Genomic DNA, 15,802 nt, shown 5'->3' on the forward strand with positions numbered 1-15,802 from the left:
CGTCATCGCGGGCCTCCCAGTACGGCCTCGATGTACACGGAGCGGTCCATCAGGTTTGCGGCGGCCCGTTCGCTGATGTCGAGCAGTGGTCCGGCGAACACCGTCAGCGCCAACCCGACCGCGACCAGGCCGGCGGTCGGGACGAGCATCGCGAGCGGCATCCTGCCGACGTCGGCGCGTTCGTCGAACGCGATGTCCTCGGAGGATTCGTCGATCAGCGCCGACGGCGCGACATCGGCGAGGTCCCCTTCGGGGGCGTCGGCGCGGGCCCGCCAGAACGCCTTCGACCAGACGCGGGCGATGACGTACAGCGTCAGCAGGCTGGTGACGGTGCCGCCCGCCACCAGCAGCCACGCCAGCGCCGACCCGTCCTCGGCGCCGGCCTGCAGCAACGCGATCTTGCCGATGAACCCGGAGAACGGGGGGATGCCGCCGAGATTCAGGCCCGGTATCAGGAACAGGACGGCCAGCAGGGGGCTGGCCAGGGCCAGGCCACCGAGCCGTCGCAGCGACGCCGAACCGGCCTGCCGCTCGATCAGACCGACCACGAGGAACAGGGTGGTCTGCACGAGGATGTGGTGCGCCACGTAGTACACGGCGCCGGTCATGCCCATCTCCGTCGACAGCCCCACGCCGAAGATCATGTATCCGATGTGGCTGACGAGCGTGAACGACAGCAGACGCTTGATGTCGTTCTGTGCGATGGCACCGAGGATGCCGATGAGCATCGTCAGCAGACCCGCGATCAGCAGCACGTTGTCGAGTTCACCACCGGGGAACAGCAGCGTGTGGGCGCGGATGATGGCGTACACACCGACCTTCGTGAGCAGGCCCGCGAACACGGCGGTGACGGGGGCGGGCGCGGTCGGGTAGGAGTCCGGCAGCCACGCCGACAGCGGGAACACCGCGGCCTTGATTCCGAACGCGACGAGCAGCACCCCGAAGATCGCGGCGCAGGTACCGGACGGCACGTCGTCGAGTCGCAGGGCCATGTGCGCCAGGTTCAGTGTGCCTGTCGCGGCGTACGCGAAGGCCATGCCGACCAGGAAGATCAGCGACGACACCATCGACACCATGACGTACGAGACGCCGGCACGAACACGGTCCGCGCTCGCCCCCAGCGTCAGCAGCACGAACGAGGCGGCGAGCAGCACCTCGAAACCGACGAAGAGGTTGAACAGGTCGCCGGCGAGGAACGCGATGTTCACGCCCGCCGTCAGCGCGAGGTAGGTGGGCAGGAAGATCGACACCGGTTGTTGTTCGTTGCCGTCGTGGATGCCCTGACCGACGGCGAACAGCATGACAGCCAGCAGCACGATGCCGGAGACCACCAGCATCAACGCTGCCAGGCGGTCCACCACCAGCGAGATTCCCATCGGTGCTTCCCAGCCGCCGATCTGGAGCACCGCGATGCCGTCGCGGTCGGCGAGGTACAGCAGCAGTCCGGTCACGAGCAGCGACGCGGTCAGCGCCGTGACGGTCACGTACCGCTGTGCGCGGGGCCGGCGGCCGAGGATCAGGGTGGCCGCGGCGGCGAGCAGCGGGATGAGGACGGGCAGTGGGATCAATGCGGCCGCGGACAACGTCATCGGCGGACTCCCTTCCCGGGATCGGCATCGCCGGAGCCCTCGCCGTGCGCCGAGACACCGCCGTGCGCCGAGACACCGCCGTGCGTCGCTTCGCCGGCGTATGCCGACTGGTCCGCATACGCCGAGTCGGTCGGGTCGTCGAAGTCGCCGTCGTGCAGGTCCTCGTAGGCTTCGAGGTCCTCGATGTTGGTGAGTGCCTCGAGGGGGATCGGATTTCCCTGGGCGTCGAAGGCGTCGCCACTCTTGCTGGGTTCGCCGGTGAGCGGGTCGTCGGACCGGTCGCGGAACGGCGCGTCCGCGGGGGTGCGGCGCTGCGACACCATGGTGTCCTCGGGGTCGTTCTCGACTTCGTCGCGTGCCCGGATCGTGTACGACCGGTACGTCAGGGCCAGCACGAACGCCGCGACGCCCATCGTGATGACGATCGCGGTGAGGATCATCGCCTGCGCCAGCGGGTCGGCCATGCTCTCGTGCAGGTCGTTGTTGTTGCCGACGATCGGTGCGCTGCCGGCGGGGCCGCCGAGCGTCAGGATCAGCAGGTTGATGCCGTTGCCGACCAGCAGCAGGCCGAGCAGCATCTTGATGATGCTGCGTTCGAGCAGCATGTAGACGCCGCTGGCCGTGAGTATGCCGACCGCCGCGAGGAGAGCCAGATTCGCGCTGTTCATCGGGGACCTCCGATCGTCTCGGCGTCGAGGCGTGCACCGAGGCTGCGCAGCACGTCGAGGATCAGGCCCACCACGATGAGATACACGCCGAGGTCGAAGAACATGGCGGTGACCAGCTTGATGTGTCCGAGCAGCGGCAACGTCACCTCGATCGTCGCGGAGGACAGGGCGGGCGCACCCAGGAACAGCGACGCGAGCGCGGTACCCGCCGAGAACGTCAGGCCCAGACCCAGGATCTTGCCGGCGTCCACGGGTACGGCTTCTCCGAGTTCGTACCGCCCACCGGCGAGGTACCGCAGCACCAGGGCCAGGCCGGCGACCAGGCCACCCGCGAAGCCGCCGCCGGGGGCGTTGTGCCCGGAGAAGAAGAAGTAGACCGACAGCATCATCATCGTCGGGAACACCAGCCGGGTGGTCACCTCCAGGATCAGCGAGCGATGCCGCGGATCGATGAAGTCGCCGCCGAGCAGCCACGTCGTCTCGGTGCTCGCGTTCGCGGCGTCGACCTGGGCCGCCGGTGCGTCGGCGACGCGCGGGGCGGTCCCGAACCGGCGGGTGCGGAACACCAGGCTCGCGACACCGGTTGCGGCGACCAGCAGCACCGAGATCTCACCCATCGTGTCCCAGGCGCGGATGTCGACGAGCAGCACGTTGACGACGTTCTTGCCGTTGCCGATGTTGTAGGCCGCATCCGGAAGCAGCAGCGAGACCGGTTCGGTACTGCGGGCTGCGACGGCGTACGCGCCGATCGCGGTGACGGCCACACCGACGGCGATGCCGAGGAGCGCCCGGGGCAGGCGTTTGCCGACGTCCGCGCCCGGATCGGATTCGGCGGGGAGTTTGCGGAGCACGAGCACGAACACCACGAGGGTCACGGTCTCCACCAGGAACTGGGTGAGCGCGAGATCCGGGGCACCCTGCAGCGCGAACAGAACGCCGAGGCCGTATCCGGTCATGCCGACCACCAGGACACCCGCGAGGCGGTTGCGCAGCACGGTCGCGGCCAGGGCACCGGCCGCGATGATCAGCACCACCGGCGCCTGCCACGGGGTGTCCCACAGGCGGGTGCCGGGGGCGGAATCGAGTCCGAACAGCAGCAGCAGGGACGAGGGCAGGACCACGAGGGTGACGAGGATCGTCGCTTGCGTCAACGGCAGCGAACCGCGCTGAGTGACACCGGTGAGGCGCATCGACAGGGTGTCCATGCCGCGCAGCGTCGCGTCGTAGATGCGGTCGGCGTTGCCGAGCGGTGGATGCTCGAACCGCAGCCGCGAGATTGTGCGCTGAGCCAGGTACATCGCGACACCGCCGACGACGACGATGCCGGTCAGACCCAGCGGCAGATTGAGTCCGTGCCACAGGGCCAGGTGATACGGGTAGGCGAGGCTCGCCGGAAGGGTGTCGGCGTACGGGCTGAGCAGCGAGTCGATCCACGGCGCGGCGAGTCCGCCGGCCAGACCACCGACGGCCAGCACGGACGGCGCCGACAGCAGCAGCGGGCCCGGGGCGTGGAATCTCTGGACGGCGGGGCTGGGGCGCTTGAGTTGCTTCCGGCCGAACGCGCCCCAGATGAACCGGATGCTGTAGGCCAGCGTCAGGATCGAGCCGACCACCATCGTGGTGGTCGTCGCGATCCGCGCCCACTGCGGCAACACGTCCGCGACCAGCACCGATTCGAATGCGGTTTCCTTGCCGACGAAGCCGAGGAACGGCGGTAGTCCGGCCATGCTCATCGCGGCGAGGATCGCCACGATCGCCAGGAACGGAGCCCGCTTGCCCAGATGCGCAAGCTTGCGAATGTCGCGGGTGCCGGTCGAATGGTCGATGATCCCGACCACCATGAACAGGCACGCCTTGAACATCGCGTGGGCGACGACCATCGTCATGCCGGCCAGCGCGGCCTCGCGAGTGCCGACGCCGACGAGCATCGTGAGGAACCCGAGCTGGCTGACGGTGCCGAACGCGAGGATCAGCTTCAGGTCGAACGCGCGGAACGCACGCCACCCGGCCAGCAACATCGACGCCAGCCCCAGCGTGATGACGATCGACCGCCACGGCGCCGCATCGGCGAACGCCGGCGCGAGACGCGCAACCAGGTAGATACCGGCTTTGACCATAGCCGCGGCGTGCAGATAGCCGGACACCGGAGTCGGTGCGGCCATCGCTCCGGGCAGCCAGAAGTGCAGCGGGACGACCGCGGACTTCGACAGCGCACCGATGAGAACCAGCACCAGACCGACCCCGGCGAGCCAGCCGTGCGGGGCGGCCTCGATCACCGCGGACAGGTTGTAGCTGCCGGCCAGCTGCCCGAGGATGATGATGCCGACGAGCATCGCGAGACCACCCGCGGTCGTCACCAGCAGGGCCTGCGTCGCTGCGCGCCGGCTCGACGCGCGTTCCGCGTAGTGCCCGACGAGCAGGAACGACAGGACCGTGGTCAGTTCCCAGAAGGTGTAGAGGACCAGCATGTTGTCGCTGGTGACGAGCCCGAACATGGCGCCGGCGAAGGCCACCATCTCGGCGGCGAAGATCCCGAGGCGGGGTTCGTCGTCGGTGAAGTAGCGGGCGCAGTACAGCAGGATCAGCGCGCCGATACCCAGGACCAGCACCGACATGATCGAGGCGAGCGCGTCGAACCGCATGTCGATGTTCATCGACACCGTCGTGGCCCAGGTGATGTGCAGGGTCTGTTCGGTTCCCCAGTTCGCGATCACCCAGCCGAGACCGGCGAGCGGAACCAGGGACAACGGTATGAAGGCGTTTCTCCCCATGACTCTGACCAGGGGCGGCGCAACTAGTGCGGCCACCGCGTGGGCGAAGAGTATGGCGAGCAAAAGGCACTCCGTCGGGGTCGGGCCTGGCGGCGTGTAACCGGAAATGCGAGTGTGCGCGGAAGCACACGGTCGCATTGTGCGCGCGGCATACCGCCGAAACTAGGGACGCCCCGAACCGCATGCCGTTCGCCAAAAGGGCAAATCGGATTGGTTCACATCCTAACGGGAAACTTCGCATCGTTGCGAACCGGAGGGTCCGCCCGCCACTCACGGCGGTGGTCCGTAGGGTGCCGGACATGCCCGACGCATCCGCCCGCCCCCTCATCCGCACGGCCGCGCTCGCTCTCGTCCGCGACCGCCGGTTGTTGCAGACCCGATCGGCCGGGGCGACGGTGTTCTACATGGCGGGCGGCAAGCTGGAACCAGGCGAGAACGCCGAGCAGGCGCTGCACCGGGAGATCCGGGAGGAGCTCGGCGTCGGACTGCGCGACGTCACCGAGGTCAGGGTCTTCGAGACCGTCGCGTACGGCCATCCGGCCGGCACCCGACTGCACATGACGTGCTTCCGCGCCGATCCGATCGGCGATCCCTGTCCGGCCGGGGAGATCGCCGAGCTCGGCTGGTTCACCGTCGCCGAATACGCCGCCCAGCCGGAGGTCGCGCCGGGTTCGATGCTCGTGTTCGAGCACCTGCACTCGCTCGGCCTCGTGGACTGAGGCCGGTGGGCTGCCCCCCCGGATGCAGCTCACCCGGTGCAGCTCACCGCACCTGCCACGCGCACACCGCCCCGGTCACCACCAGAGCGCCGACGATCAGCTTCGGATCCGCCGGGATCGACCACACCGCTCCGACGACGGGTAGTGCCGCGAACGGCAACGACAACCCGAGTGCGGCGACGGGCGCCGACCCGGGCAGCGCCGACCCGAGCGCCAGGCCCGTGCCCGCCGCGATCAGCGCCACCCGCACCAGCAGGGGCCAGCCGTCGGCGGCGAGATCCGGCCACAGCGCCGCGACCGCGGTCGTCACGAGCGCGACCGCCAGACCCAGCTCGGGCCGCGGCATGCGCGGTGCCGCGCGCAGCCCGAGAACAACCGCGACGATCGCGACCGCCGGAGCCCATCCCGACACGTCCGGCCCGCCGAGCGCGACGACGAGCGGGTAGGCGGTGACGATCGCGCCCGTGACCGCCATCGGGAAGGCACCGTCGCCGGGCGGCAGGAACCGTGCCGCGACCTCGGCGCCGATGACCAGGAGCAGCAGCGCGCCCCCGGTGAACAGCCACATCCGCACGGTCGACGACGCAGCCTCGGCGTCGACCCGGTCGGCGAGCAGGCGGTATCCGACGGACAGAGCCAGCGCCGCACCGACCGCGACCGTCCACATCCGCGGATCGGCCCGCTGCACCCGCATGCCGGGCTGCGCGACGAGCGCCGCGGCCACGACCGTGACCAGCGCGATCGCGAGCAGCCACTGCGGCACCGTCCAGCGCAGTGACTCGAACGGTCGCCCGTTCCCGGCCGCTGCCGCCGCGAGAAACGCGGACCAGCCACCGGCGACGACCGCCCATTGCCCGCCGACGCGCCCCCAGGTCGCGGCGACCGCCGCGCCGAGCAGGATGCCCGCGGTCGCCGCGACCACGATCTGCAGTGCGGATCGGGTGTCCGCGGCGGCGTCGGACGGTGCGATGTAGCGAATGGAGCCCAGCACCAGCACGCAGCCGGTGGCGATCGCCCACCCGGTGCGCCGCGACCCCGAATGTTGCAGACCCGCCACCGCGACCACCGCGAGTACCGCCGCGACGATCGGGGTGCTGTCGTGGTGGACGGGCGCGACCGTCACGGCACCGTCGACGATCAGGACGACCCCGGCGAGAGCCGTGGCGCACAGGCCTGCCAGTGCCGCGAGCGGGGCGTCGACGCGGGCCGCGGTGAGCGTGGCCATCAGCGGTTCTCCGCGTACGCGCGCAGGTGCTCGACCTGCGCGGGATCCAGCGACGGCCGCACCGCGGTACGCGCGGTCGCGACATCCTCGGCGGTGACGACCGCAGCGTCGACGTTTCTGCGCATCGCGGCGAGCGCGGCCTCCCGCAGCAGTGCCGCGCAGTCCGCCGCCGAGTAACCGTCCAGGTCCTCGGCGAGCGCCTCGAGGTCGACGTCGTCGGCGAGCGGGACGGACTTGCCCGCCGTCTTCAGGATGTCGACGCGGGCCTCGGCGTCCGGCGGCGGCACGAACACGAGGCGTTCCAGCCGACCGGGCCGCAGCAGCGCCGGATCGATGAGATCGGGTCGGTTCGTCGCACCGAGCACCACGACGTCACGCAGCGGTTCGACGCCGTCGAGTTCGGTGAGCAGGGCCGCGACCACCCGATCGCCCACCCCCGAATCCGAACTCTGACCGCGCCGGGGGGCGAGCGCGTCGACCTCGTCGAGGAAGATCAGCGACGGCGCCGAATCGCGGGCCCGGGCGAACAGTTCACGTACGGCCTTCTCGGAGGCACCGACCCACTTGTCCATCAGTTCGGCGCCCTTGACCGCGTGCACGCTCAGATGTCCGGTGCTCGCCAGCGCACGGACCAGGAACGTCTTTCCGCAGCCCGGCGGCCCGTACAGCAGCACGCCGCGCGGCGGATCGACGCCGAGCCGCGCGAACGAATCGGGATGCTGCAGCGGCCACAGCACGGCTTCGGTCAGGGCCTGCTTGGTCTCGACCATGTCGCCGACGTCGTCCAGGGTCACGCTGCCGATCGCGAGTTCCTCGGTACCCGAGCGGGAGAGGGGACGGATCACCTCGAGCGCGCCGAGCAGGTCGTCGTGCAGCAGCACCGGATCCGCGTCGTCGCGGCTCGCCCGGGACGCCGCCCGCAGCGCCGCCTCCCGGCAGAGTGCGGCGAGGTCGGCGGCGACGAACCCGGGGGCGCGCGCGGCGATCGCGTCGAGCTTGAGCCCCTCGGACGGCACGGTGCGCAGCAGCACTTCGAGCAGCGCCCGGCGGGTCGCGCCGTCGGGCAGCGGCAGGTTGAGTTCGCGGTCGCAGATCTCGGGGGAACGCAGCCGCGAATCGACCGCGTCGGGGTGGGCGGTCGTCGTGATCAGCGCGACGCCGGGAGTGTCGACGACACGGCGCAGCACGTCGAGGATCAGCGTCGACACCGGTTCCGCGGGGTCGGGGAGCAACGTGTCGATGTCGGTGATCAGCAGCACGCCGCCGCCGGCCACGGCGTCGGCGGCGGCACTCACGCGACGGAGCCGTTCGTCGGCGGCGAGCGCACCGATCCCGGGGCCGTCGACCTCCACGACCTTCCGGTCGGCCAGGACCGCGCGGGCCAGCGTGGCCTTGCCGACTCCGGCGGGACCGGTGACGAGCACTCCCAGGTGCGGGGACGCACCGAGGGTGCGCAGCAGCTCGGGTTCGTCGAGGGCCAGTTTCAGCCATTCGGTGAGCCGCGCGACCTGGGCCTGCACACCGACCAGGTCTTCCGGCGGCGGTGCGGCAGCGCGTTCCGGTTCGGTGAATCCTGCGTCGGTACCCGCGAGCACGGGTGCGCTCGGCGCGGCTGTCCGGGGGTGACCGCCCCACGTCACCGCGGTGTTCGGTTGCACGCTGACCGGTCCGGCCGGGTCCACGGCGGCCACCGTCAGCAGTTCCGAGGTCCAGGCGACGCCGAACGTGCGCGACAGGGTGCGTGTGGTGTCGGCGCTGCTCGTCCCGGGACCGAGGTCGCGGGGAAGCAGTGATACGGCGTCACCGACGGTGACGACCTTCCCGAGCAGCGCCTGGCGCAGCGTCGTGTCGCTGATGGAGTGGGTGGCCAGCGACGACCCCGTGACGGACACGGACCGGGCGCCGTACACGGTGGCGGGTGCGACGACGACGGTGGCGTTCTCCCGCAGGCCCGTGTTCGACAGGGTGACGTCGTCGAGCAGGATCGTGCCGGTGGGGGTGCCGGCGGGGGCCAGTCCGGCGACGGCCGCGGTCCGGCGGGAGCCGACCAGTGCGATCGCATCCCATTCGCGCAGGCCGAGCGCGGTCAGCGCTTCCGGGTGCAGGCGGACGACGCCGCGGCGTGCATCCGCCGCGGAGGTGTTGAGCCGGACGGTCAGCGCGAGTTCAGCGGTGGTCACCCGCCGAGCCTAGAACGTACTCACCGTCCGCGCGGGCGACGCAGCCCGAGGCGCGCCGAGGAACGATCCGCGGGTGCCGCGGTGCGGCGGATCACGACGCGGCGGGGACGCAGCGCGCGGTGCTCGGCCCGGATCGCGCGACGTTCGGACGGCTTGATGTCCCAGGTTTCCGGGCGCGCGGCGACCCACCGCTTGGAGCGGACCGCGAACGGGATGTGCGCGAGATACACGGCGACGAGCACGAGCATCAGGACGAACGGGTAGGTCACGAGTGCGGCCGCGGCGAGCGCGACGAGGACCAGCAGGACCACGGCCAGGCGCGGCGGCACGGACACCGATTTCATGGCGAGGGTCGGGATCGTGCTGACGACGAGCGCTGCGGTGATGAGGGTCCAGGCCGCGACCACGGGATAGGAGGTCCACCAGCCGTCGCCCCACTGGATGTACGCGGCGATGGGGGAGAGCACGATGAGCGCACCCGCGGGGGCCGGCACGCCGACGAAGTATTCGCGGGCGTACGCGGGAATGCTGTCGTCCTCGAGCAGGGTGTTGAACCGCGCCAGGCGCAGCACCATGCTCACCGCGTACAGCAGCGTGATGATCCAGCCGAACGCGCTGCCGTCGAGCAACGTCGCATACAGCACGAGGGCGGGGGCGACGCCGAACGAGATCGCGTCGGACAACGAGTCGAGTTCTGCGCCGATCTTGCTGGTGGCGTCGAGCAGCCGCGCGATGCGCCCGTCGAGCGAGTCCAGGACCGCGGCGGCGCCGATCATGCCGAGCGCGGTGCCGAGCTCGCCGTCGAGCGCGAACTTCACCGCGGACAGACCCGCCGACAGCGCCAGGATCGTGATGACGCTGGGCAGCAGGCGTACCGCCTGGGGTCGGCCGCGGCGCTTGCGTTCCGGTTCGGGGGTGGTCAGCGGGGGGTTCACGGGAGCTGAGCGATGACGGTTTCGGCACCGATGGTGCGCTGCCCGCGCTCGACGAGCAGGGTTGTTCCGGCCGGCAGGTAGGTGTCGACGCGGGAGCCGAAGCGGATCAGGCCGTAGGTGTCGCCGATCGGCAGCGTGTCGCCGACACCGGCGTCGCACACGATCCGGCGGGCGAGCAGGCCTGCGATCTGGACGACGGCGACCTGGTGACCGTCGCGGGTCTCGAGGAGCATGCTGTTGCGCTCGTTCACCTCGCTCGCGTCCGCGAGATCGGCGGACAGGAACTTGCCCGGCTGGTGCACGACCTTGCGGACGGTGCCGCCGACGGGGCTGCGCTGCACGTGCACGTCGAGGACCGACAGGAAGATGCTCACGCGCGGCAGCGGTTCGTTGCCCAGTCCGAGTTCGGCCGGGGGTACCGCGGTGTCGACGAGCGCGACCTCGCCGTCGGCGGGGGCCACGACGACCCCGACCCGGTTCGGCGGAACCCGGTGCGGATGACGGAAGAACGTTGCGGTCGCCGCGGCGGACGCGAGACCGGCGCGGCGCACCCACTTGCGGTTGCGGCCGAGTGCGGCCACCGCGAGCGGGGCCGCGACGAACGGCAGGCCGGCGGGGTGGAGCGGCGGAACCGCCTTACGAACCAGATCGGCGATGTGGGCGACACCGCTCGTGGGTGGCATTCCGGCGGGTGTGGGCTTTCGGGCCACGGCTCCTCTTACTGTCGCGTTGCGATGTGAGCCGCGGACCGACGGGCCCGCGGGCTACCACAGCGTACGCGAGCAGCGTTACACGGTGACGGGCGTGGCCTCCACCACGTGCTTCAGTCGGGTGAGCGTGGCGTTCATCCCGACGATCATCTCGTCGTCGAACGATTCGGTGCCGCCCATCGCGAGGTTGATCAGAGTCCGCGAGATCTTGGTCGTGCCGGTGGGCGCTTCGCGCCGCTGCACGACGCGGGTGCCGGTTTCGGTGGGTTCGAGGACGAACGACCAGATCGTGCGGTTCTCGTTGACGCGGAAACGGAGTTCACGGCCGGGCTCGAAGGTGAGGATCTTGGACGTGGTGGGCCAGACGAGCGCGCCCCTGCGGTTGATGTTGATCGTGCTGGTGCCGACACCGACCGGACCGCCGAGCACCTTCATCCCGCGGCACTGCGGGCTGAACTCCTTCATCCGCGGGAGGTCGGCGAGAACCGCCCACACCTGCTGCGGGCTCGCGGAGATGTCGATCGTGGCTTCGAGGGTTCTGGACACGTCACTCCCGGTATATAAGCGGTACTTAGGGTTACGGGCAGTTACCGACCGTATCGTACGCAGACCTGCACCGGAAGGGCAGTGGTCGATTTGCCTGGTTCTGCGTCTCCCATTCTCCGGGAATTCGATGTGCTCGGTACATGCAGTCCGTATGCTGAGCGCGTCACGAAGTGGGACGATCGGAGGGGTGGGGCGCGGGGGCGCCCGCAGGGGTCGGAATCCTGCAACGGTGGTCCGAATCCGTTGCAGCGCATTCAATCACGTATTTCGGCAGCATCGAGCGGTCCCCGCAGCACGGGTGGTCCGTGGACCGGTGCTGTCTGCAATCTCAGGAGGACCACGTGTCTTTGCGTCGTTCGTCGCTCGTACTCGCCGTCGTCGGAGTGTTACTCATCGCAGCCGCAGGGCTGATCCGATTCGTCCTCGTCCCGTCGATGACGAAGATGCCCACCGAACTCGACGGCCGGTCGACCTACACGGGCAGCCTGCAGTCGTTCGACCCCAGCAAGTTCGCCCTCGGGGACGGCGCCGAGTTCACCGTGACGCGGCACGTGGAGGTCGACCACGTGGACGGGGACGTCGCGGTCATCACGAGCGTCGCCGAAACCCATCGACCCACAGGGGATTCCACGTCGGCCCACACCTACGCGCTCAGCCGGGTCGACTACTCCCAGCAGCCGGCACCCGAGGGTTTCGAGGTGGAGGACCAGAAGGGCGCCATGGTCTTCTCCCTGCCGATGAACCCCTCGCCGGACGGCAACGCGCTGTACGACACCGTTACTCGCGAACCCATTCCGCTCGAGCACGTCGGAGACTCGGTCCTCGAGGGTCGCGAGGTCTTCGACCTGCGGGGCCACCTCACAGCGCCGATCGCCGACCCCGCGGTGCTCGCTCCGGCGCAGGCCGGGATCGCCGCGATGGCCGGCGTGGGTGACGGATCGGTCCTTCCCAAGCAGATCCTCCAGGTTCTCGCCGGTGTCCTGCCGCCCGAGAAGGCGCAGCCGATCACCGCGGCGCTGGCGGCCCAGCCCGATCTCGTGCCTGTCGTGCTGACCGCCGACACCATGGTCGATCTGAACATCGACACCCGCTTCGGAAGCACGGTGCGCTCCGTCCAGGATCAGACCACCGTCCTCAACATGAAGGCCGGGGAAGAGCTGATCCCGCTGCTCGACCTGTCCCGCGCCGTCGTGGGCACCGACGACGCATCGGTCGCGGACACGGCCTCGAAGCTGTCCTCGTCGGAGACCATGCTCGACATCGTCTCGAAGTGGCTGCCGCTGCTGCTCACCGTGATCGGTGTCGTGCTGATCGCCGTGGCGTTCCTGCGCCGCCGCCCGGAGCCGGCGTCTCCGTCGGCCGGCGAGGCCGACGACGCGAGCGGCGACGTGCTGGAGTCCACCGGTTCGTGAGCCTTCGCCGAGCGGGAGGTTGTGCGCGAGATTTTCGAGAATTTCGTGCACAACCTCCCGCTCGTGTCTTACACGGGAGCGCCTGCACGACGCAGGGTCTCCCGGACCCGCTCGACGAGGACGCCGGATCGCCGGTAGAGCAGGTCCGCGCCCACCCGGATGACCGTCCAACCCAGTTCCGGGAGCAGGGCATAGCGTTCGATGTCGCTCGTGCGCTGGGCCGGATCGGTCCAGTGGTGGCTGCCGTCGTACTCGACGAGCACCCGCCACTGTTTCCAGCCCAGGTCCGCCCGCGCCACGAAGCGGTCACCGTCGAACACCTCGATCTGTGTTTCCGGGGCGGGCAATCCCGCACGGATCAACAGCAGCCGCGTGTGCGTCTCGGGAGGCGACGCGGCGCCCCCGTCGACGAGGGCGAGTATCCGATCCAGGCCGCCGACGCCCCGGTCACCCCGATGTGTCGCCGCGACACCCTGTATATCGCGGACCTTCAATCCGGTTGCGTTGCACAGCGCGTCGAGCATCTCGATGCACGCGACGGTGGGGCGGTGGCGCCGTGCCAGGTCGTAGCCCGTCTGCGCCGGTGATGTCACGGTCATCCCGTCGACCGCGCACGTCTCCACGTCCCGTGCGGTACGAACCACGATGCCGGGCACCGACCGCACATGACCGTCCCTGAGCAGTTCCGCGGGTGCGTGTGGGTCGATCCACCGCGACCCGTGCATCGCGGCCGCCGACAGTCCTGCCGGGATCCCGCTGCGGTTCGACCAAATCCACGCGGCCTTCGTTCGCAGTCGCGCTGTCGGCGCGATCCCCGGGCGGATGTACACGTCGCGGTGCAGACGTACGAAGTGCCGGTCGAGGCCGTACCGGGTGACGAGTCCAGCCTCGAGGGCCTCCGAACCCCGGAACGGCTCGTCGAAGTCGATCATGATGCCCAGCGTGAGCGACCGCGTCCGGTCGCGAAACCCCGCTGGGCGCACATGTGTACAACTTCGACGTTGTCCACAGGTCTGTGACTGGTGAGAGGGAGGTTGTGCGCGATATTCCCGAGGATTTCGCGCACAACCTCCGTCTCGTCAGGTGCCGGAAGCCGGGGGCTCGATCAGGACCTCCCGGCCACGCAGCGCCTGCGAACAGACACTGCACCGAAGGACCGGATGGAAGTCCTTCCGGCACAACACGTGCCGGAAGAGGATCGCGGGACCCTCGGGTGCCCGGAACCACTGCTGACCCCAGTCGATCATCAGCGCGACGACGGGGAAGAACGCCTCACCCTTGGCGGTGAGGCCGTAGGTCACCCAATCCGGCCGCGTCGGGTTCGGTGACGTCTCGACGACCCCGAGGTCCTCGAGTCTGTGGAGCCGGTCGGCGACCATCGCCGGCGGCGCGCCGGTGCGTTCCGCCAGTTCGCCGAACCGGCGGGCGCCCAGGAACAACGCCCCGATCATTGCGGCCGACCACCGGTTTCCCAGCAGCTCCATCGTGTGCGGCAGCACCTGGGACGGTTGCCGCACCGACGTGGACCGGCGACGGCCGATCGACGCCGGCACGCTGCGCGACCAGTCGGCACTCGGGCCGAGATCCGCCGACACGTCGTGCCGGTCGCAGGGTTCACCGCACGCGCGACAGACCAGAACCGGTGTGAACGTCGCGCCGCAGGCGGCGTGCCGCATCGACGGCAGTACGTCGGCGGACTCGGGCGACCACGTCTGCTCCCATGCCCACATGCTCAGCAGCACGGGCCAGACGGCGAGCCCGCGCGGAGTGAGCGGGTACTCGAAGCGGACGGGATGGTCCGAATAGCGAACCTTGTCGAGCAGGCCGAGTTCGGTCAGCTGGGTGAGGCGTTTCGACAGAACGGAATTCGAGATCGAACCTTGTGCGATCCAGTCGCCGTAGCGCCGGCACCCCGCGACCGCGTGACGCAGGATCCACAGATTCCATTCGTCGCCGAGCACACCGAGGGTGACGGCGATCGCGTTGTCGCCGCCCTCGGCAAGCTCGGTGAACATTCGTTCGGCCACGTCAGCTGACTCTAGTGGTGCCGTTCCTGTGCTCGATCCGGTGCCGGTGCCCCGGCCGCCGTACCGTAGCCGCGTCCGACGAATCGCGTGGTGGCCGCGGCGAACTCGGATTCGAGCCGGTCGACGATAGCCGCGACCGGCTCGACCGACTTGATCGTCTGCAGCCCCTGGCCGGCCGCCCACACATCCTTCCAGCGGGCGGGACCGTCGGATGCCGCATCGTAGGATCGCTCGGCACCGAAAACCAGGTTGTCGGGATCGAATCCGTTGGCGACCAGGCTCGGGCGCAGCCACGACGCGGGAGTCCCGGTGATGCCCGCGCTCACGATCAGATCGTCGGGACCGTGGTCGACGACCATCTGCTTGTATTCCGGCGCGGCCATGCTCTCGGTGGCGGCCAGGAAACGGGTGCCCATGTAGACGAGGTCGGCGCCCGCGGCGACCGCCCCGGCGATACCGGCCCCGTCGGTGACGGCCCCACCGACGGTCACGATCCCGTCGAAGAACTCCCGGACCGCGGAGATGAACGCGAAGGGCGACAGGTGACCGGTGTGACCGCCCGCGCCGGCGGACACGCACGCGAGTCCGTCGACACCTGCCTCTGCGGCCTTGCGGGCGAGTGCGATGTTCACGACGTCCGCGATGACCGTTCCCCCGTACGACTTGACGACGTCGATCACCGGGGCGGGGGAGCCGAGGGCCGTGATCACGATGTCGGGCCGGTGTTCGGCGACGAGCCGCAGGTCGTCGGCGAGACGTGTGTTGGTCCGGTGGGTGACGAGGTTCAGTGCCCACGGCGCCGGCGCGGTGCGGGACGATGCGAGGCGGTCGCGGATGGTGCCCATCCACTCGTCGAGGTCCGCGGTGGTGCGGCAGTTCGGGCTGGGGAAGGATCCCACGATGCCCGCCTCGCAGGCGGCGACCACCAGGTCGGGACCGGAGACGAGGAACATCGGTGCGGCCACGACCGGCAGGCGCAGATTCTCGAAGCGTGTCACCGGGCGGAATGCTGTTGTCATG

At 69.8% G+C, this 15,802-nt stretch carries 13 protein-coding genes; 2 read left to right on the forward strand and 11 right to left on the reverse strand.

Annotation, left to right across the window (positions count from 1 at the left end):
* Nucleotides 1–2: 2 nt before the first annotated feature.
* Genes ACWDTS_RS02360 through ACWDTS_RS02370 form a run of 3 tightly spaced genes read right to left on the reverse strand, consistent with a single transcriptional unit; the run spans nt 3 to nt 5,091 of the window.
* Nucleotides 3–1,589 (reverse strand): Na+/H+ antiporter subunit D, encoded by a 1,587-nt coding sequence (locus ACWDTS_RS02360; protein WP_450117499.1) that lies wholly within the window; start codon nt 1,587–1,589, stop codon nt 3–5.
* Nucleotides 1,586–2,257 (reverse strand): Na(+)/H(+) antiporter subunit C, encoded by a 672-nt coding sequence (locus ACWDTS_RS02365; protein WP_450117500.1) that lies wholly within the window; start codon nt 2,255–2,257, stop codon nt 1,586–1,588. The genes ACWDTS_RS02360 and ACWDTS_RS02365 overlap by 4 nt, the downstream gene beginning before the upstream one ends.
* Nucleotides 2,254–5,091, reverse strand: coding sequence for a Na+/H+ antiporter subunit A (locus tag ACWDTS_RS02370; RefSeq protein WP_450117501.1), 2,838 nt, complete (start codon nt 5,089–5,091; stop codon nt 2,254–2,256). The genes ACWDTS_RS02365 and ACWDTS_RS02370 overlap by 4 nt, the downstream gene beginning before the upstream one ends.
* A 236-nt stretch (nt 5,092–5,327) precedes the next feature.
* Here ACWDTS_RS02370 and ACWDTS_RS02375 point away from each other — a divergent pair, with 236 nt between their 5' ends.
* A complete protein-coding gene (locus tag ACWDTS_RS02375) occupies nt 5,328–5,747 on the forward strand; it encodes an NUDIX hydrolase (protein ID WP_450117502.1) in 420 nt (139 codons plus the stop codon).
* Between the two features lie 43 nt (nt 5,748–5,790).
* On the opposite strand, the gene ACWDTS_RS02380 is transcribed toward ACWDTS_RS02375, so the two are convergent.
* From ACWDTS_RS02380 to ACWDTS_RS02400, 5 genes are all read right to left on the reverse strand, one after another.
* The gene (locus ACWDTS_RS02380) at nt 5,791–6,972 is read right to left on the reverse strand and encodes a hypothetical protein (RefSeq protein WP_197250276.1); all 1,182 of its coding nucleotides are present in this window, start codon (nt 6,970–6,972) and stop codon (nt 5,791–5,793) included.
* On the reverse strand, nt 6,972–9,152 hold the full coding sequence (locus ACWDTS_RS02385) for an AAA family ATPase (RefSeq protein WP_450117503.1): 2,181 nt from the start codon (nt 9,150–9,152) through the stop codon (nt 6,972–6,974). Before ACWDTS_RS02385 ends, ACWDTS_RS02380 begins: the two co-directional genes overlap by 1 nt.
* A gap of 20 nt (nt 9,153–9,172) precedes the next feature.
* Nucleotides 9,173–10,087, reverse strand: coding sequence for a CDP-alcohol phosphatidyltransferase family protein (locus tag ACWDTS_RS02390; RefSeq protein WP_248676606.1), 915 nt, complete (start codon nt 10,085–10,087; stop codon nt 9,173–9,175).
* Complete coding sequence (locus tag ACWDTS_RS02395; protein ID WP_197252578.1) at nt 10,084–10,797, reverse strand: phosphatidylserine decarboxylase; 714 nt, start codon at nt 10,795–10,797, stop codon at nt 10,084–10,086. Before ACWDTS_RS02395 ends, ACWDTS_RS02390 begins: the two co-directional genes overlap by 4 nt.
* Nucleotides 10,798–10,875: 78 nt before the next feature.
* Nucleotides 10,876–11,343 carry an SRPBCC family protein gene (locus ACWDTS_RS02400; RefSeq protein WP_450109389.1) on the reverse strand — a complete coding sequence of 156 codons (468 nt, stop codon included), beginning with the start codon at nt 11,341–11,343 and terminating at the stop codon, nt 10,876–10,878.
* A gap of 341 nt (nt 11,344–11,684) precedes the next feature.
* Between ACWDTS_RS02400 and ACWDTS_RS02405 the strand changes: the two genes are divergently transcribed.
* Complete coding sequence (locus ACWDTS_RS02405; RefSeq protein WP_450117504.1) at nt 11,685–12,755, forward strand: porin PorA family protein; 1,071 nt, start codon at nt 11,685–11,687, stop codon at nt 12,753–12,755.
* A 68-nt stretch (nt 12,756–12,823) separates the two neighbouring features.
* Here the strand turns inward: ACWDTS_RS02405 and ACWDTS_RS02410 are convergent, their stop codons facing one another.
* The 3 genes from ACWDTS_RS02410 to ACWDTS_RS02420 all read right to left on the reverse strand — a co-directional run bounded on the left by ACWDTS_RS02410 (nt 12,824) and on the right by ACWDTS_RS02420 (nt 15,801).
* A complete protein-coding gene (locus ACWDTS_RS02410) occupies nt 12,824–13,687 on the reverse strand; it encodes an endonuclease domain-containing protein (protein WP_450109387.1) in 864 nt (287 codons plus the stop codon).
* A 147-nt stretch (nt 13,688–13,834) separates the two neighbouring features.
* Nucleotides 13,835–14,770 (reverse strand): winged helix-turn-helix transcriptional regulator, encoded by a 936-nt coding sequence (locus tag ACWDTS_RS02415; RefSeq protein ID WP_450117605.1) that lies wholly within the window; start codon nt 14,768–14,770, stop codon nt 13,835–13,837.
* Nucleotides 14,771–14,793: 23 nt separating this feature from the next.
* Nucleotides 14,794–15,801 carry an NAD(P)H-dependent flavin oxidoreductase gene (locus tag ACWDTS_RS02420; RefSeq protein ID WP_450117505.1) on the reverse strand — a complete coding sequence of 336 codons (1,008 nt, stop codon included), beginning with the start codon at nt 15,799–15,801 and terminating at the stop codon, nt 14,794–14,796.
* Between the last annotated feature and the right edge of the window lies 1 nt (nt 15,802).

This window comes from Rhodococcus sp. NPDC003383 (assembly GCF_053589115.1).

Bases quoted from the DNA above. Each gene is read 5' to 3' on its own strand.
- ACWDTS_RS02365 (WP_450117500.1), bottom strand. From the start codon at position 2,257: ATGAACAGCGCGAATCTGGCTCTCCTCGCGGCGGTCGGCATACTCACG.
- ACWDTS_RS02415 (WP_450117605.1), bottom strand. From the start codon at position 14,770: ATGTTCACCGAGCTTGCCGAGGGCGGCGACAACGCGATCGCCGTCACC.
- ACWDTS_RS02360 (WP_450117499.1), bottom strand. From the start codon at position 1,589: ATGACGTTGTCCGCGGCCGCATTGATCCCACTGCCCGTCCTCATCCCG.
- ACWDTS_RS02420 (WP_450117505.1), bottom strand. From the start codon at position 15,801: ATGACAACAGCATTCCGCCCGGTGACACGCTTCGAGAATCTGCGCCTG.
- ACWDTS_RS02375 (WP_450117502.1), top strand. From the start codon at position 5,328: ATGCCCGACGCATCCGCCCGCCCCCTCATCCGCACGGCCGCGCTCGCT.
- ACWDTS_RS02380 (WP_197250276.1), bottom strand. From the start codon at position 6,972: ATGGCCACGCTCACCGCGGCCCGCGTCGACGCCCCGCTCGCGGCACTG.
- ACWDTS_RS02410 (WP_450109387.1), bottom strand. From the start codon at position 13,687: ATGATCGACTTCGACGAGCCGTTCCGGGGTTCGGAGGCCCTCGAGGCT.